Origin of the sequence: Pseudomonas putida, from assembly GCF_005080685.1 — a bacterium.
GTDB lineage: Bacteria > Pseudomonadota > Gammaproteobacteria > Pseudomonadales > Pseudomonadaceae > Aquipseudomonas > Aquipseudomonas putida_V.
This window is the reverse complement of record NZ_CP039371.1, coordinates 1,083,090-1,100,474: the sequence shown is the minus strand read 5'-3', so window position 1 is coordinate 1,100,474 and position 17,385 is coordinate 1,083,090. Positions and strand designations below refer to the sequence as shown.

General features: G+C 65.2%; 15 protein-coding genes and 1 other RNA gene. 2 read left to right on the top strand and 14 right to left on the bottom strand.

Annotation, left to right across the window (positions count from 1 at the left end; genetic code table 11):
• Window positions 1–4: 4 nt before the first annotated feature.
• The 14 genes from E6B08_RS05415 to rsmI all read right to left on the bottom strand — a co-directional run bounded on the left by E6B08_RS05415 (window position 5) and on the right by rsmI (window position 14,996).
• Complete coding sequence (locus E6B08_RS05415; RefSeq protein WP_136913074.1) at window positions 5–961, bottom strand: D-alanine--D-alanine ligase; 957 nt, start codon at window positions 959–961, stop codon at window positions 5–7.
• Window positions 958–2,406 carry a UDP-N-acetylmuramate--L-alanine ligase gene (murC, locus tag E6B08_RS05410; RefSeq protein WP_136913073.1) on the bottom strand — a complete coding sequence of 483 codons (1,449 nt, stop codon included), beginning with the start codon at window positions 2,404–2,406 and terminating at the stop codon, window positions 958–960. The genes E6B08_RS05415 and murC overlap by 4 nt, the downstream gene beginning before the upstream one ends.
• Window positions 2,399–3,478 carry an undecaprenyldiphospho-muramoylpentapeptide beta-N-acetylglucosaminyltransferase gene (murG, locus tag E6B08_RS05405; RefSeq protein WP_136913072.1) on the bottom strand — a complete coding sequence of 360 codons (1,080 nt, stop codon included), beginning with the start codon at window positions 3,476–3,478 and terminating at the stop codon, window positions 2,399–2,401. Before murG ends, murC begins: the two co-directional genes overlap by 8 nt.
• Window positions 3,468–4,682 carry a putative lipid II flippase FtsW gene (gene ftsW, locus E6B08_RS05400; RefSeq protein WP_136913071.1) on the bottom strand — a complete coding sequence of 405 codons (1,215 nt, stop codon included), beginning with the start codon at window positions 4,680–4,682 and terminating at the stop codon, window positions 3,468–3,470. Before ftsW ends, murG begins: the two co-directional genes overlap by 11 nt.
• Entirely contained in the window at window positions 4,679–6,025 is a 1,347-nt protein-coding gene (gene murD / locus E6B08_RS05395) for a UDP-N-acetylmuramoyl-L-alanine--D-glutamate ligase (protein ID WP_136913070.1), read from the bottom strand. The genes ftsW and murD overlap by 4 nt, the downstream gene beginning before the upstream one ends.
• A 6-nt stretch (window positions 6,026–6,031) precedes the next feature.
• Window positions 6,032–7,114, bottom strand: a complete 1,083-nt coding sequence (gene mraY, locus E6B08_RS05390) for a phospho-N-acetylmuramoyl-pentapeptide-transferase (protein WP_136913069.1) — start codon at window positions 7,112–7,114, stop codon at window positions 6,032–6,034.
• Complete coding sequence (locus E6B08_RS05385) at window positions 7,114–8,481, bottom strand: UDP-N-acetylmuramoyl-tripeptide--D-alanyl-D-alanine ligase (RefSeq protein ID WP_136913068.1); 1,368 nt, start codon at window positions 8,479–8,481, stop codon at window positions 7,114–7,116. The genes mraY and E6B08_RS05385 overlap by 1 nt, the downstream gene beginning before the upstream one ends.
• A complete protein-coding gene (locus E6B08_RS05380; RefSeq protein WP_416194370.1) occupies window positions 8,474–9,964 on the bottom strand; it encodes a UDP-N-acetylmuramoyl-L-alanyl-D-glutamate--2,6-diaminopimelate ligase in 1,491 nt (496 codons plus the stop codon). Before E6B08_RS05380 ends, E6B08_RS05385 begins: the two co-directional genes overlap by 8 nt.
• Window positions 9,961–11,709 (bottom strand): peptidoglycan D,D-transpeptidase FtsI family protein, encoded by a 1,749-nt coding sequence (locus E6B08_RS05375; RefSeq protein ID WP_192938682.1) that lies wholly within the window; start codon window positions 11,707–11,709, stop codon window positions 9,961–9,963. The genes E6B08_RS05380 and E6B08_RS05375 overlap by 4 nt, the downstream gene beginning before the upstream one ends.
• Window positions 11,709–12,002 (bottom strand): cell division protein FtsL, encoded by a 294-nt coding sequence (gene ftsL / locus E6B08_RS05370; protein WP_136913066.1) that lies wholly within the window; start codon window positions 12,000–12,002, stop codon window positions 11,709–11,711. Before ftsL ends, E6B08_RS05375 begins: the two co-directional genes overlap by 1 nt.
• Window positions 11,999–12,946 carry a 16S rRNA (cytosine(1402)-N(4))-methyltransferase RsmH gene (gene rsmH / locus E6B08_RS05365; protein WP_136913065.1) on the bottom strand — a complete coding sequence of 316 codons (948 nt, stop codon included), beginning with the start codon at window positions 12,944–12,946 and terminating at the stop codon, window positions 11,999–12,001. Before rsmH ends, ftsL begins: the two co-directional genes overlap by 4 nt.
• A complete protein-coding gene (gene mraZ / locus E6B08_RS05360) occupies window positions 12,943–13,398 on the bottom strand; it encodes a division/cell wall cluster transcriptional repressor MraZ (RefSeq protein WP_011535546.1) in 456 nt (151 codons plus the stop codon). Before mraZ ends, rsmH begins: the two co-directional genes overlap by 4 nt.
• A 308-nt stretch (window positions 13,399–13,706) precedes the next feature.
• Window positions 13,707–14,066: RNase P RNA component class A (gene rnpB, locus E6B08_RS05355), an RNA gene on the bottom strand.
• A 54-nt stretch (window positions 14,067–14,120) separates the two neighbouring features.
• A complete protein-coding gene (rsmI, locus tag E6B08_RS05350; protein WP_136913064.1) occupies window positions 14,121–14,996 on the bottom strand; it encodes a 16S rRNA (cytidine(1402)-2'-O)-methyltransferase in 876 nt (291 codons plus the stop codon).
• A 187-nt stretch (window positions 14,997–15,183) separates the two neighbouring features.
• Here rsmI and E6B08_RS05345 point away from each other — a divergent pair, with 187 nt between their 5' ends.
• Complete coding sequence (locus tag E6B08_RS05345; RefSeq protein ID WP_136913063.1) at window positions 15,184–17,001, top strand: penicillin-binding protein activator; 1,818 nt, start codon at window positions 15,184–15,186, stop codon at window positions 16,999–17,001.
• The gene (locus E6B08_RS05340) at window positions 17,001–17,372 is read left to right on the top strand and encodes a YraN family protein (protein ID WP_136913062.1); all 372 of its coding nucleotides are present in this window, start codon (window positions 17,001–17,003) and stop codon (window positions 17,370–17,372) included. The genes E6B08_RS05345 and E6B08_RS05340 overlap by 1 nt, the downstream gene beginning before the upstream one ends.
• Window positions 17,373–17,385 lie beyond the last annotated feature (13 nt).

The following is a 17,385-nucleotide window of genomic DNA, read 5'->3' as shown; positions in this document are numbered from 1 at the left end:
GCTGTTAACCTCGCGTCTCGACGCTGTCGGCCAGGATCGCCAGCACCAGTTGCTGGAAGTCCAGGCCGGCCGCGCGGGCCGCCATGGGCACCAGGCTATGGTCGGTCATGCCGGGTGCGGTGTTGACTTCGAGCAGCCAGAACCGGCCCTGCTCGTCCTGCATCACGTCCAGCCGGCCCCAGCCCTCGATGCCGATGGCATCGCAGGCGCGCGCGGTCAGGTCGATGAGCTCTTGCTCCTTGGCACTGTCCAGCCCACAGGGAATGCGGTACTGGGTGTCATTGGCGATGTACTTGGCGTCGTAGTCGTAGAACACGTGCGGGGTGCCCAGGGCGATCGGCGGCAGCACCTGGCCACGCAGTACCGCGATGGTGAACTCCGGGCCGTGAATCCATTGCTCGACCAGGACTTGCGAATCGTAACGGGCGGCATCCCGCCAGGCGGCGACCAGCTCTTCCACGCTGTTCACCTTGGCCATGCCGATGCTGGAACCTTCATGGGCAGGTTTGACGATCAACGGGAAGCCCAGTTCCGTACCGGCTGCAACGCAATCGTGCTCGCTGGCCAGCACCGCGTGGCGCGGGGTCGGAATGCCCAGGCTCTGCCACACCTGCTTGGTGCGCAGCTTGTCCATGGCCAGGGCCGAGGCGAGGATGCCGCTGCCGGTGTAGGGGATGCCCAGGCACTCGAGCAGGCCTTGCATGCTGCCGTCTTCACCGCCACGGCCGTGAAGGATGATGAAGGCGCGGTCGATGCGCTCGTTCTGCAGGCGTGCCAGCAAGTCGTCACCCACGTCGATGGCGACCACGTCGACACCCGCGTCGGTCAACGCCGCGATTACCGCAGCGCCGGACTTCAACGAAACTTCACGCTCGGCGCTCTTGCCACCGTAGAGCACGGCGACGCGGCCGAACGCCTTGGCGTCCAAGGTCGAGTGCAGCTTGTCGTAGGCGCTGGTCATTTCGACTTCTCCTGCTTGGCGCCAGCGAACAGCGGGCTTTTCATCAATTGCGGAGCCAGGCCACCGACGTCACCGGCACCCTGACACAGCAGGATGTCGCCGGCACGCAGCAGCGGCTTGACCAGCGGCGCCAGCTCGGCGCCACGTTCGATGTAGATCGGGTCCAACTTGCCGCGCTGGCGGATGCTATGGCACAGCTGACGGCTGTCGGCGCCGGGGATCGGCTCCTCGCCGGCCGGGTAGACCTCCATCAGCAGCAGCACGTTGGCATCGCCCAGCACCTGGACGAAATCGTCGTACAGGTCGCGGGTGCGGCTGTAGCGGTGCGGCTGGTAGACGATCACCAGGCGCCGGCTCGGCCAGCCGCCACGCACGGCCTTGATCACCGCGGCGACCTCGGTCGGGTGGTGGCCGTAGTCGTCGACCAGCATCACGCTGCCGCCTTCGACCGGCAGTTCGCCGTAGACCTGGAAGCGTCGGCCCACGCCCTGGAAGCCGGACAGGCCCTGGACGATGGCTTCGTCGCTGATGCCTTCGTCAGTGGCGATGGCGATGGTGGCCAAGGCATTGAGCACGTTGTGGTTGCCCGGCATGTTCACCGACACCTCGAGCGGCTCGCAGTCGCGGCGCAGCACGGTGAAATGGGTCTGCATGCCCTGCTGGCGCACGTTGATGGCGCGCACATCGGCCTCTTCGCTGAAACCGTAGGTGACGGTCGGGCGCTTGACCTGCGGCAGGATCTCGCGCACCACCGGATCGTCCAGGCACATCACCGCCAGACCGTAGAACGGCAGGTTGTGCAGGAACTCGACGAAGGTCTTCTTCAGCTTGTTGAAGTCACCTTCGTAGGTGGCCATGTGGTCGGCGTCGATGTTGGTGACCACGGCGACCATTGGCTGCAGGTGCAGGAAGCTGGCGTCGCTTTCGTCGGCTTCGGCGATCAGGTAGCGGCTGGTGCCCAGCTGGGCATTGGTGCCGGCAGCGGTCAGGCGGCCACCGATGACGAAGGTCGGGTCCAGGCCACCGGCAGCGAACACCGATGCCAGCAAGCTGGTGGTGGTGGTCTTGCCATGGGTGCCGGCCACGGCCACGCCGTGGCGATAGCGCATCAGTTCGGCGAGCATCTCCGCGCGCGGCACCACCGGGATGCGGCGCTCCAGAGCGGTGGCCACTTCCGGGTTGGCCGGGTTGATCGCGCTGGACACCACCAGCACATCGGCATTGGCAGCGTTCTCGGCGCGATGGCCGACGAAGATCTCGGCGCCGAACGACTCCAGGCGCTCGGTGACCGGCGACGCCTTGAGGTCGGAACCAGACACTTCATAGCCCAGGTTCAGCAGGACTTCGGCGATGCCGCACATGCCCACGCCGCCGATACCGACGAAGTGGATGCGCCGGATACGGCCCATCTTCGGCTGGGGCATGGCTTTCTGGCTTTCAACCATGGGCCACCTCCAGGCAGATATCGACCACGGTGCTGGTTGCGGCAGGTTTGGCCAGGCGCCGTGCGGTGCCGGCCATGGTGTGGAGTTTCTCGGGTTGCATCAGCACCTCGTTCAGGCGTTCAGCGAGTTGCGCTGCGCCAGTCGTAGCTTGTGGCATCAGGAAGGCGGCGCCCTCCCGAGCCAGGTATTGGGCATTGTGGGTCTGGTGGTCGTCGATCGCGTGGGGCAAAGGCACCAGCATCGAGGGCAGGCCTGCCGCCGCCAGTTCGCTGACGGTCAGCGCGCCGGCACGGCACACCACCATGTCGGCCCAGCCATAGGCCTGGGCCATGTCCGTGATGAACGGCTCTACCTGAGCCTCGACACCCACTTCGCGATAACGCTCGGCGGTGATCGCCGCGTGCTGCTTGCCGGCCTGGTGGAACACCACGGGCCGTAGGCTTTCCGGCACTTCGGACAGGGCCTTAGGCAACAATTTATTCAATGGTTCCGCACCCAGGCTGCCACCGAGCACCAACAGCCGTGCCGGGCGTTCGCCGAGAGCCTCGCGGGGCGCCTCGAGGAACAGCTCAGGGCGCACCGGATTACCGGTGGTACGTAGCTTGTCATTGCCCTGGAAAGTGCCTGGGAAGGCTTCGCAGACACGTGCCGACAGCGGCACCAGCAAGCGGTTGGCGGTACCGGCGCGGGCATTCTGCTCGTGGATCACCAGCGGCACGCCACACAGGCGCGCAGCCACACCGCCGGGGCCGGTGACATAACCGCCGAAGCCCAGCACGCAGACCGGCTTGAGCTCACGGATGATGCGCCGCGCCTGGAGCACGGCTTTGACCAGGGTGAACGGAGCCTTGAGCAGCGACAGCTTGCCCTTGCCACGCAGGCCGCTGACCTGGATCAGGTGCAGTGGCAACCCGGCCTGGGGAACCAGTTCGTTTTCGATACCACGCGGGGTACCCAGCCAGTGCACGCTGTAGCCACGGGCCTGGAACTCGCGGGCGCAGGCCAGGGCCGGGAACACGTGCCCACCGGTGCCGCCAGCCATGATCAGTACGTTCTTGCCGTCAGCGGCCATGACTGGTCTCCTCGGCAAAATCGCTCTCGTTGAATTCGTGTTCCTCGCTGCCCAGGTGCGTACGGCTCTCCCACTCGATACGTAGCAACAGGCCTACGCAGGCACAGCAGATCACCAACGAACTGCCCCCGTAGCTCAGGAACGGCAAGGTCAGGCCCTTGGTCGGCAGCAAGCCGACGTTCACCCCGATGTTGATCAGGAACTGGCCAATCCACAGGAATGCGAGGCCGAAGGCCATGTAGGCGGCGAAGAACTGTTTGGCCTTCTCGGCCCACAGCCCGATGTACAGCGCGCGCACGGTGACGAAGACGAACAGCGCGATGGTCACCAGCGAGCCGACCACACCGAGCTCTTCGGCGAGTACCGAGAACACGAAGTCGGTGTGCGCCTCGGGCAGGTAGAACTGCTTCTGCACGCTGTTGCCAAGGCCCACGCCGAGCCATTCGCCACGGCCGAAGGCGATCAGCGCCTGGGTCAGCTGGTAGCCGGAACCGAACTGGTCGGACCAGGGGTCGGTGAAGGTGATCAGGCGCGCCATCCGATACGGCTGCGCCTGGACCAGAATGAACACCGCCACCACCGCCAGCACCACCATCAGACTGAAGCGGAACAGCCCCACCCCGCCGAGGAACAGCATGGCTGCGGCTGCGCCCATCATCACCACGGTGGCGCCGAAGTCCGGCTCCATCAGCAGCAGGCCGGCCATTGGCAGCAGTACGATGAACGGCTTGAAGAAGCCCATCCAGCTCTCGCGAACCTCGGTCTGCCGGCGCACCAGGTAGCCGGCCAGGTAGATGACCACGAATACCTTGGCGATTTCCGAAGGCTGGACGTTGAAGAAGCTGAAACCGATCCAGCGCATCGAGCCGTTGACCTCGCGGCCAATGCCCGGCACCAGCACCATCACCAACAGGCCGAAGGCGCCGATCAGCATCATGAAGCCCATGCGCTGCCAGGTCGCGATCGGTACCATCATCGTCGCGCCGCAGGCAACCAGGCCCAGGGCCACGTACACCAGATGACGGAACATGTGGTACAGCGGGTTACCCGACTGCACGGCGGCCACTTCCGAGGACGCCGAGGTGATCATCACCAGGCCCAGGCCGAGCAACGCCAGGCAGCCAGCCAGGAAGGCGAAGTCCAGGTCGATGCCACGGCCGCTGATCAGCGGCGACGGATAGGGCTTGAGGATGCCGAAGATCATGCCAGCCCCTCCGCCGCCTGGGCGAACAGGCGCCCACGCTCTTCGAAGTTCTTGAACATGTCGAGGCTCGCGCACGCTGGCGACAGCAGCACCGCATCGCCCGGCTGGGCCAGATCGGCGCATTGCTCGACGGCTTCGGCGAGGGTCTTGACCCGCATCAATGGCACGCCGTCGCCCAGCGCATCGGCCAGGCGCTCGGCATCGCGGCCGAGCAGCACCACGGCGCGGCAGAAGCGCTCGACCGGCTCACGCAGGGCGGCGAAATCGGCGCCCTTGCCATCGCCACCGGCGATCAGCACCAGCTTGCCATCGATGTCCGCACCCAGGCCTTCGATGGCGGCCAGGGCCGCACCGACGTTGGTGGCCTTGGAATCGTCATACCAGCCCACGCCGTTGCGCTGGCGCACCCATTGGCAGCGGTGGGCAAGGCCGGCGAATTCACGCAGGGCCTCGAGCATCGGCTCGAACGGCAGACCGGCGGCGTGGCCCAGGGCCAGGGCCGCCAGGGCATTGCTCTGGTTGTGCGCGCCACGGATCTTCAGCTCGCGCACCGGCATCAGGTTGCTGAACTCGAAGGCCAGGTACTTCTCGCCATCGACCTCGCGCAGACCGAAGGCCTTGAAGTCGGGCTGGTTGAGGCCGAATGTCCAGCATGGGCGGCCTTCCACCGGCAGCGGCCGGCTCAGGGCGTCCTGGCGGTTGACCACCACCTGGCGGGCGCCGCGGAAGATCCGGTGCTTGGCCAGGTGATAGGCCGGCAGGCCGCTGTAGCGGTCCATGTGGTCTTCGCTGATGTTCAGCACGGTGGCCACTTCGGCATTGAGCTGGTCGGTGGTTTCCAGCTGGAAGCTGGAAAGCTCCAGGACATACAGTTCGACGTCATCGTCGAGCAGGTCCAGGGCCGGGGTACCGAGGTTGCCGCCGACGGCCACGCGCTTGCCGGCCTTGGCCGCCATTTCGCCGACCAGGGTGGTCACGGTGCTTTTCGCGTTGGACCCACTGATCGCGATGATCGGCGCCTTGGCATGACGGGCGAACAACTCGATATCACCCGACAGCACCACGCCACGCGCAGCGGCCTGCTGCAGCGCCGGGGTGGCCAGGGCAAGGCCTGGGCTCACGTAGAGTTCGTTGGCGCGGCACAGGAAATCGACATCCAGCTCGCCACAGCGTACTTCCACCTGCGGGTAGTCACGACGCAGGGTGTCCAGTTCCGGCGGTTGCTCGCGGGTGTCGGCGACCGCAAAGGCAATGCCCCGGCTCGCCAGGAAGCGAACCAGGGACATGCCGCTCTTGCCGAGGCCGACAACGATGCGGAATTGGTCGGAAGCGATCAGTGACACGCTCGTCTACCTCAGTTTCAGGGTTGCAAGGCCGACCAGCACCAGAATCACGGTGATGATCCAGAAACGGACGATCACCCGTGGCTCAGGCCAGCCCTTGAGTTCAAAGTGGTGATGGATCGGTGCCATGCGGAACACGCGCTTGCCGGTGAGCTTGAACGAGGCGACCTGGATCACCACCGACAGGGTCTCCATGACGAACACGCCACCCATGATGAACAGCACGATTTCCTGGCGCACGATCACCGCGATGGTGCCCAGCGCCGCCCCGAGGGCCAGTGCGCCGACGTCGCCCATGAAGACCTGCGCCGGGTAGGTGTTGAACCACAGGAAGCCTAGGCCGGCACCGATCAATGCACCGCAGAACACGATCAGCTCGCCCGAGCCCGGCACGTACGGAATCAGCAGGTACTCAGCGAACTTCACGTTGCCCGACAGGTAGCAGAAGATGCCCAGGGCGCCGCCCACCATCACGGTCGGCATGATCGCCAGGCCGTCGAGGCCGTCGGTGAGGTTGACCGCGTTGCTCGAGCCGACGATGACGAAATAGGTCAGGACGACGAAGCCAACACCCAGCGGGATGGTGACGTCCTTGAGGAACGGCACGATCAGCGTGGTCTCGACGCTGGTCGGGGCGGTCATGTAGAGGAACAGCGCTGCGCCCAGGCCAAACACCGACTGCCAGAAATACTTCCAGCGGCTCGGCAGGCCACGCGAGTTCTTCTCGATCACCTTGCGGTAGTCATCGACCCAGCCGATGGCCCCGAACAGCAGGGTCACGATCAACACGGTCCAGACATAGCGGTTGGTCAGGTCAGCCCACAGCAAGGTACTGATGGCGATGGCGGACAGGATCAGCGCGCCCCCCATGGTCGGGGTGCCGGACTTGGACAGGTGCGATTGCGGGCCGTCGTTACGAACGGCCTGACCGATCTGACGGATCTGCAGGGTACGAATCATCCACGGCCCCAGCCACAGCGCCAGGGACAACGCCGTCAGTACACCCAGGATCCCGCGCAGGGACAGGTACTGAAAGACCGCGAAGCCTTTGTGGAACTGTTGCAGATACTCGGCCAACAGCAGCAGCATTAATGTTTCTCCCCGCTGGCACCGCACAGTGCAGCCACGACGTTTTCCATCGCAGCGCTGCGCGAGCCCTTGATCAAGATTGTGGTTTCGCTGGCTGACTCGGCACGAACGGCCTCGATCAGCTCAGCTTGAGTGGCGAAATGGCGGCCATTGGCGCCGAACGCCTGGACCGCATGAATCATGTTGGTACCGACCGCATACAGGGCATCGACCTTGCCGCGGGCATAGTCGCCCACCTGCCGGTGACCCTCTTCGGCCCATTGCCCCAGTTCGCCGATATCGCCGAGCACCAGAACGGTGCGCCCGGAAAAGCCGGCGAGTATATCAACGGCGGCGCACATCGAGGTGGGATTTGCGTTGTAGCTGTCGTCGATCACCCGCACCCCGTTCGGGGCGATCTGGGCCACTGTGCGGCCCTTGACCGGCTGCACCGCGCTGAGCCCGGCGGCGATGCCGCTCAGGGTCAGACCAACGGCATGCGCGGCAGCGGCAGCGGCCAGTGCATTGCTCACGTTGTGGGTACCGAGCAGATTCAGTTGCACGGCGACACTGCCGTCCGGCCCATGCAGGGTGAAAGACGGGCAGCCACGGGCATCGCGGCCTATGTCGCTGGCATGCAAGTCGGCTTGCGGGTTGTCCAGGGCGAAGCTCAGCACGCGATGGCTACCGGCACGCTTGCGCCAGATGTCGAACGCCTTGTCGGCCAGGTTGAGGATGGCCGTGCCGCCCTCGCCCAGGCCTTCGAGAATCTCGCCCTTGGCCTCGACGATTTTCTCCGGGCCGCCGAATTCGCCGACATGGGCGGTGCCAGCATTATTGATGATGACCACCTGCGGCTGGGTCAGGCCTACGGTGTAGCGGATTTCGCCAATGCGCGAGGCGCCCAGCTCGATCACGGCGGCGCTGTGCTGCGGAGCGATCTCCAGCAGGGTCAGCGGCGCGCCGAGGTCGTTATTGAGGTTGCCGCGGGTGGCGTGCACCGGGCCACGGGTGCGCAGGATGCACGCGAGCATCTCCTTGACCGTGGTCTTGCCGCTGGAGCCGGTGATGGCCACCACCGGCTTGTCGAAGGCGGCACGGTTCAGCGCGCCGAGCTGACCCAGGGCCAGGCGGCTGTCGGCGACCACCAGCTGCGGCAGGTCGACATCGTCGATTTCCCGCTCGACCAACGCGGCAACGGCGCCCTTGGCCTGCACGTCGGCCAGGTAGTCATGGCCGTCGAAGCGCGGGCCGGCCAGGGCGACGAACAGTTGGCCGGCGCCGACGCTGCGGCTGTCGATGCTGACACCGGTGAAGCTGGCGTCATCCCCCACCAAACGCGCATTCAATGCGCCGGTCAACTGGCTGAGGATCATGGGCTTAAGCATGTGGAGCCTCCCAGGCTGCAAGTGCCTTTTCGGCTTCGATCAGGTCGGAGAAGGCATGGCGCTGGCCATGAATCTCCTGGTAGTCCTCGTGCCCCTTGCCGGCGAGGACGATGACGTCGTCTGCCGCTGCGGTGGCGATCAGATGGGCAATGGCTTCGCCACGGCCGGCGACGAACTCGACCTGTTCGGGCTTGGCGAAGCCAGGGCGAATGTCGTCGAAAATGCGCAGCGGTTCCTCCGAGCGCGGGTTGTCGTCGGTGACCAGCACGCGGTCGGCCAGGCGCTCGGCCAACTCGGCCATCAGCGGACGCTTGCCGCGGTCACGGTCACCACCGCAGCCGAACAGGCACAGCAGGCGGCCATGGGCATGCGGGCGCAGGGCCTGGAGTACTTTTTCCAAGGCATCGGGGGTGTGCGCGTAGTCGACCACCACCAGCGGCTTGTCGCCACCACCCAGGCGCTGCATGCGACCAACCGGGCCCTGCAGCTGCGGGGTGACGTTGAGAATTTCGTCCAGCGCGAAGCCCATCGCCAGCAGCGTGGCCACGGCGGCAAGCATGTTGCTCAGGTTGAACCGGCCCAACAGCTGGCTGCGCAGGGTGCGTTCGCCCTGGGCGGTGACCAGGGTGGCGCGCACGCCATCGTCGCTGAACAGCGCTTCGCGGCAGAACAACGAGGCCTCGCGGTCGTCCAGGCTGTAGCTGATCAGGCGGGTCTCGATGTGCTCTGGGCTCGGGCGACGAGCAAAATCGGCTGCCAGGCGGCGCCCGAAATCGTCGTCCAGGTTGACCACCTGGCAACGCAGATTCGGCCAGGCGAACAGCTTGGCCTTGGCCGCCTCATAGGCCTCCATGCTGCCGTGGTAATCGAGGTGATCGCGTGACAGGTTGGTCATCACCGCGATGTCGAACGCCAGGGCAGCCACACGCCCCTGCTCCAGGGCATGGGAGGACACTTCCATCGCGACGGCCTTGGCACCGGCCTTTTTCAGGTCGTTGAGCGTCGACTGCACGGCGATCGGGTCTGGCGTGGTCAGCCGGCCGCTTTGCAGCTTGCCGTAGAAACCGGTGCCCAGGGTGCCGATCAGGCCGCAGGGCTTGCCCAGGGCATCGAGTGCCTGGGCGATCAACTGAGTCACGCTGGTCTTGCCGTTGGTGCCAGTGACCCCGACCAGATCGAGCTGGCGGCTGGGCTCGCCATAGAAGCGGCCGGCGATGTCCGACAGTTGCGCGACCAGGCCCTTGACCGGAATCAGCGGCACGTCGGTCAACGGCAACACGGTGGCGCCCTGCTCTTCGTAGGCCACTGCGGCGGCGCCACGGGCCAGGGCATCGGCGATGTGTCCGCGGCCGTCGACCTTGGCCCCCGGCACGGCCAGGAACAGGTCACCGGGACGTACCTGACGGCTGTCCAGGCTGAGTTCGCGGATCAACGGGTCGCGGCTGGCGTGGGCGAACAGCTTGCTCAATGGCATCGTCATCATCCACGCCCTCCCTTGGCGGGTACCGCAGCGGCCGGCGCCGCGTTGACCTGTGCCTGCTCGCTCGGCGGCGGCAGGTTGTCAGGCGCCACGTTCATCAGGCGCAGGGTGCCCGACATGACCTTGCTGAAGACCGGCGCCGACACCAGGCCGCCGAAGTAGCCGCCCTTGCTCGGCTCGTCGATCACCACGACGATCGCGTAGCGCGGGTCGCTCATCGGGCCGAAGCCTGCGAACAGCGAGCGGTAGGCGTTTTCGGTGTAGCCCTTGGAGCCGACCGTGGCCTTGCGCGCCGTACCGGACTTGCCAGCCACGTGATAGAACGGCACCTGGGCGCGGTATACGCCGCGCGGCGCCTCGATCACCTGCTGGAGCATGCCCTGGACGGTTTCGGCGGTTTCCTTTGGAATCGCCTGCACCGACTCAGGCGCCTTGTCGACCTTGAGAATGGACAGCGGCACCATCTTGCCGTCGTTGGCCAGCGCCGCGTAGGCATGCACCAACTGCAGGGCGGTGACCGACACGCCGTAGCCGTACGACAGGGTCGCGGTTTCGGCCTTGCGCCACTCGCGGTGGTTGGGCAGGTTGCCGACGCGCTCGCCCGGGAAGCCCAGGCCGGTGTACTGACCCAGGCCCAGCTGCGACATGACCCGGTAGATCGCCTCGCCGCCGATATCGAAGGCCACCTTGCTCATGCCGACGTTACTGGAGTTGATCAGGATGCCGGTGAGATCGAGGACCGGACCCTCGCTGCGCGACACGTCCTTGATGGTGTAGCGGCCGATCTGCAGGCTGCCCGGATAGACCTCGACCTTGTCGGTGGGCTTCCAGCGACCACTTTCGAGCGCGGCGCTCATGGAAATCGGCTTGACCGTAGAACCCGGCTCGAACACGTCGATGATCGCCCGGTTGCGCATCGCGGCAGGGAACATGCTGCGACGGTTGTTCGGGTTGTAGGTCGGCTGGTTGACCATGGCCAGCACTTCACCGGTCTTCACGTCCATGATCACCAGGCTGCCGGCCTTGGCGTCCTGCTCGGCGATGGCGTTGCGCAGCTCGCGGGTGGCCAGGTATTGCAGGCGCAGGTCTATCGACAACGCCAAGGTCTTCCCGGCCTTGGCGTTCTTGGTTACCTGGATGTCCTTGATCAGCCGGCCGCGCCGGTCCTTGATCACCTGCCGCTTGCCGGGCACGCCGGCCAGCCATTCGTCGTAGGCCAGTTCGACCCCTTCGCGGCCGTGGTCATCCAGGTCGGTGAAGCCGACCATGTGCGCGGTGACGTCACCTGCGGGATAGAAGCGGCGGAACTCTTCCAGGCCGTATACGCCCGGCACCTTGAGGTCGAGCACGTGCTGACCCTGCTCCGGGGTCAGGCCACGGACCAGGTAGATGAATTCCTTGCTGGCCTGCTGGGTCAGGCGGTCGGCCAACTGCTGCGGGTTTTGCCCGAGCGCGGCGGCCAACTGCGGCCAGCGGTCTTTCGATGCCTGCATTTCCTTGGGGTTTGCCCACAAGGTGGTGACCGGGGTACTCACCGCCAATGGCTCGCCATTGCGGTCGGTGATCAGCCCGCGGTGCGCAGGAATCGGGATGTGACGCAGACTGCGGGCATCGCCCTGGCCCTTGAGGAAGTCGCGATCGACCACCTGCAGGTCGATGATGCGCCAGCAGATAGCGCCGACCATCACCGCCAGCAGGCCGATGACCACGCGGAAGCGCCAGGGATAGAGTGCGCCTTCAAGCTTCATCATGGCGCCACCATCCGCACTTCGTCAGCTGCGGGCACGCGCATCTTCAGCTGTTCGGAGGCCAGGCTCTCGATACGGCTGGAGGCGGTCCAGGTACTTTGTTCGAGAATCAGCCGGCCCCATTCGGCCTGGGCCTTGTCACGCTCGTTCAGTTCACCGTAAAGGGTATTGAGCAGCTGGCGGTTCCAGTGCGCGCTATAGGACACGGCGATGGCTGAAATCAGCACAGCGACGAACAGCAGGAGCATCAGGAAGCTCCCGCCCGGTAGTGGCTTGGCGAATAGCCGGCTCACCGAAGTTTCTCCGCCACCCGCATGACGGCGCTGCGCGCCCGCGGATTGGCCTTGAGTTCGGCGTCGGAGGCGAACTGCGCCTTGCCGATGAGGCGGACTTTTGGCTCGAAGACCTTGTGCTGCACTGGCAGGTTGCGCGGCAGATTGTCGGCTTCGCCCTTGACCAGTTTGCGCATGAACAACTTGACGATGCGGTCTTCCAGCGAGTGGAAGCTGATCACCGCCAGGCGGCCGCCCACTTCCAGCGCGTCGAGTGCGGCTTCGAGGCCAGCCTCGAGGTCGCCCAGCTCATTGTTGACGTGGATACGCAGGCCCTGGAAGGCGCGGGTGGCAGGGTTCTTGCCTTTTTCCCAGGCCGGGTTGGCGACCTTGAGCACTTCGGCCAGGTCGGCCGTACGGGTGAACGGCTGGGTCTCGCGGCGCTCGACCACGGCACGTGCCATGCGCCCGGCAAAACGCTCTTCGCCGTATTCCTTGAAGACCCGGGCGATTTCCTCGACCGGCGCCGTGGCAATGAACTCGGCGGCGCTGATGCCCTGGTCGGGGTTCATGCGCATGTCCAGCGGGCCGTCATTGAGGAAACTGAACCCACGCTCAGGGTCGTCGAGCTGCGGCGACGACACGCCCAGGTCGAGCAGCACACCGCTGACCTTGCCGCTCAGGCCGCGCGCGGCCACTTCATCGCCGAGCTCGGCAAAGCTGCGCTGCACAATGACAAAGCGGCCGTCTTCGGCCGCCAGCGCTTGCCCGGTGGCAATCGCTTGAGGATCCTTATCGAACCCCAGCAGCCGCCCTTGCGGCCCGAGCTTGCTGAGGATCAGCCGGCTGTGTCCGCCACGCCCGAAGGTGCCGTCCAGATAGCAACCGTCGGCGCGCAGGGCCAATGCCTCGACAGCTTCGTCGAGCAGGACGGTGATGTGGTTGAAGCCGCTATCTATGGTCACAGGATCAGGTCACGTAAATCGTCGGGCATCGCGCCCGGTTGTTGAATAGCTGCGAGGTCGGCCGCCGAAACCGCGTTCCAGGCATCCTCATCCCACAGCTGGAATTTGTTCAGTTGCCCCACCAGCATCGCCTTCTTGTCGAGCTTGGCGTACTCACGCAGACGGGGCGGCACCAGGAAACGCCCACTGCCATCGAGCTCCAGGTCCACCGCATTGCCGATCAGCAAACGCTGCAGGCGACGGTTTTCCTCACGCAACGACGGCAAGGCGCGCAACTTGGCTTCAATCTGTTCCCACTCATCGAGGGGATAAACACACAAGCAGGGGTCCACGGCGTCGATGGTCACGATCAGCTGACCATTGCAACGCGAATCGAGCTCGTCGCGGTACCGGCTCGGCATTGCGAGACGGCCCTTGGCATCGAGGCTGACGGCGTTGGCTCCGCGGAACACGGCTGCGATTCCTCATAATGTTAGCTTTTTTGTGTCAGAAAACCCACTTCATCCCACTTTCTGCCACTTGCGCACACTATAGGAATCCGTCCGCTGCACCGTCAAGGCACGTTCATAAGGAAAACCCTTACGGGACCGAGATTTAGCGCAACAAAGGAAGGGGGAGGGATTACCGGGACAAGAAAAAAACGTGAAAAATCAAACCCACTCAAACGGATCGAGTTCAAAGTTAAAGTGATTTATTAAGAGTAAGATCTTTTCGGTATTACCAAGACGCTTCTGCTATCGATTCAAGCAGGGAAGGAAAGGTGGAGAGTCGATCTGTAAGCCGGGTTTTGTCGAGGACAGTCATTCCTCTACGACGGCCATCACTGGACGCCTCTAGCAACCTACCCGGTTCCGACGCGGGCCACGCCTGATGGAACCCTATTTGGTCTTGCTCCGAGTGGGGTTTACCTAGCCACGAACTGTTGCCAGCCGTGCGGTGCGCTCTTACCGCACCTTTTCACCCTTACCGGCACCGAAGTGCTTAGGCGGTTATTTTCTGTGGCACTTTCCGTAGGCTCGCGCCTCCCAGGCGTTACCTGGCACTCTGCCCTATGGAGCCCGGACTTTCCTCCCCCCGCCTTTGTGGAACAAAAGCGAGCAGCGACTGTCCGATCGACTCTCCGCCGACAAGGTTACCGGCAGGCACGCCCAAGAACAAGCGATACCGCCATCCCTTACTGGGAATTCTGTTTTTCCAGGGCCGCCTGATACAGCAGGTTCTTGCGCACACCCGTGATTTGGGCCGCCAACGCTGCCGCACGCTTGAGTGGCAGTTCCGCCAGCAACAGGTCGAGCACGCGCATGGCCTCGGCGCTGATCGCCTGCTCACCCTCGGGCGCCGCCCAACCACCGACCAGCACCACGCATTCGCCGCGCTGCTGATTGCTGTCGCCGGCCACGAAAGCGCGCAGTTCGGCCAGCGGCAGGCCCTTGAGGGTCTCGAAGGTTTTGGTCAATTCACGAGCCAGCAGCGCCGGGCGCTCCCCTCCGAACACCGCCTCCATGTCCTCGAGGAATTCGAGGATGCGGTGCGGCGCTTCGTAGAAGATAAGGGTGCGCGGCTCTTCCTTCACCTGCTCCAGGCGCGCGCGGCGCCCTGCGGCCTTGGCCGGCAGGAAGCCTTCGAAGATGAAGCGATCCGATGGCAGACCTGCGGCAGAAAGCGCGGCGATCAGCGCACACGCTCCCGGCACCGGCACCACGTTCACCCCCGCCGCCCGGGCCTGGCGGACCAGGTGATAGCCAGGGTCGGAGATCAGCGGCGTACCGGCATCGGAGACCAGCGCCACGTCCTCGCCGGCCAGCAGCTTGGTGATGAAGCGCCCGCCTTCGTCGCGCTCGTTGTGTTCGTGGCAGGCCGCCAGCGGCGTGTCGATACCGAAGTGCTGCAGCAAGCGAATGGAATGCCGGGTGTCCTCGGCGGCGATCAACGCCACGCCACCCAGCACCTTCAGCGCGCGCGCGCTCATGTCGTCGAGGTTGCCGATCGGCGTCGCGACCACGTACAGCGTACCCACCGCGGATTTCGAAGCCCCTGCCACATCAGTCACTGCGCACACCTGTCTTTCGGATCAAAAGCGCCATTGTAGCCCGAGCACCTGTAACAGCGCGCAAAGAACTTCGCCGCCCGGCCATTTCATGGCGCCTATAGTGAAGGTTCGACGCCGCCAAGATCGCGCCCGCGCCCCGGCTTGGGTACAATTGCCGGCCAACTTGATCGAGTAACAGGACTTTTACATGATCGCTTGCCTGCGGCTGTTCACAGCCCTCTGCTTCGCTGCCCTGCTCGCAGCCTGCGCCAGCTCGCCCTCATCCAGCCTGGGCGAACTGCCACGCACCCCGGATGCCAGCATCGAACAGCTGCTCGACAAGGCGGCCAACAGCAAGTCCGCCGAGGATGCCGCGCTGCTGCGCCTGAGCGCCGCGGATCTCGCCTACAAGCAGAAAGACTTCCCCCGCGCCGCAGGCATTCTCCAGCAGGTACCGCTGGACACGCTCAAGCCCGCCCAGCAGGTCTTCGCCAGCACCCTGGCAGCGGAACTGGCCATGAGCCGCAACCAGCCCAAGGCGGCCCTGAGCGCCTTGTCGCACCCGAGCCTGGCGCGCGTCGGCGAACTGCCGGAAGCCCAGCAGGCACGCACCTACAGCGTTCACGCTGCCGCCCTCGAAGCCGACGGCCAGGCCCTGGCCGCCGCCCAGCAGCGCGTGCTGCTGGCCCCGCTGCTCAGCGACCAGGCGGCCAGCGCCAACGATGACTCGATCTGGGCCCTGGTCGCCTCGCTGCCGGCCGAGCAACTGCAACAGCCTGCCAGCGATGCAACCCTGGCCGGCTGGACCAGCCTGGCACTGGCAGTGAAAAGCGCCGGCACCCTGGAGCAGCAACAGGCCGCCATCGACACCTGGCGCGCACAGCACCCCGACCACCCAGCCGCCAAGCAACTGCCCACGGCACTGGTCAAGCTCAAGGAACTGGCCAGCCAGCCGCTGACCAAGATCGCCTTGCTGCTGCCCCAGGAAGGCCCGTTGGCCAACGTGGCCCGCGCCCTGCGCGATGGCTTCATGGCGGCGCACTTCCAGGCCCAGCAAAGCGGTCAGCCAGCGCCGGCTGTGCAGGTCTTCGACAGCTCGCGCATCAGCTCGCTGGACGACTTCTACCGCCAGGCGCAGGCCGCCGGCGTGCAACTGGTGGTCGGACCACTGGAAAAACCACTGGTTAAAAAGCTCGCTGCCTACCCACAACTGCCGATCACGACCCTCGCCCTGAACTATGCCGAAGCCGGTCAAAAGGCTCCGCCGCAGTTGTTCCAGTTCGGCCTCGCCGCCGAGGACGAAGCCCGCGAAGTATCCCGCCGCGCCCGCGCCGATGGCATGGTCCGCGCGGTAGCCCTGGTACCAAGCGGCGAATGGGGCGACCGCGTGCTCGCCGCCTTCCGCCAGGACTGGGAAGGCAACGGCGGCACCCTGCTCGCCGCCGAACGCATCGCGCAACCGGTCGCCCTGGCCCAGCAGATCGCCGACCTGTTCCAGCTTCGCCAGAGCGAGGCACGCGCCAAGAGCTTGCAAAGCACCGTAGGTGGCAACCTCTCGGCGCAGCCATCGCGCCGCCAGGACATCGACTTCATCTTCCTCGCCGCCACCCCGCAGCAGGCCCAGCAGATCAAGCCGACCCTGAACTTCCAGTACGCCGGCGACGTGCCGGTCTACGCCACCTCGAACCTGTACAGCGCCAGCGGTGACGTAAACCAGTACAACGACATGAACGGCATCCGCTTCTGCGAAACGCCGTGGCTGCTCGATACCAACAACAGCCTGCGCCAGCAGGTGGTGCAACAGTGGCCTCAAGCTGCCGGCAGCCTGGGCCGCCTGTATGCCATGGGCGTCGATGCCTACAGCCTGGCGCCACGCCTGGACCAGCTCAAGGCACTGCCTGACAACCGCGTGCAGGGCCTGTCCGGCAGCCTGAGCATCAACCCCGGCCAGCGCATCGAGCGCCAGCTGCCATGGGCCGAGTTCTCCGGCGGCCAGGTCAAGCGCCTGCCCGATACCCCCCGCTGATGGCAGATGCATCGCCTACCAGTGCCGGCAACAGCGCGGAAAACCATGCCCTTGGATACCTCCAGGGGCAGGGCCTGCAACTGCTGGCACGCAATTGGCGATGCAAAGGCGGCGAGCTTGATCTGGTCATGCTCGACGCCGATACAGTAGTATTCGTCGAAGTCCGCTATCGGCTACACGCGAGCTTCGGCGGCGCCCTCGGCAGTATCGACGGGCGCAAGCAGAAAAGGCTGGTGCTTGCCGCCAGCCTTTTTCTACAAAAGGAGCCCCGTTGGGCCGAACACCCCTGCCGCTTCGACGTAGTCGCCCTGCAGGGCAGCCACCACGCAGGCCAACCGCTTCAATGGTTGAAAAACGCCTTCGAATGCTGAACCCAATCCGTTT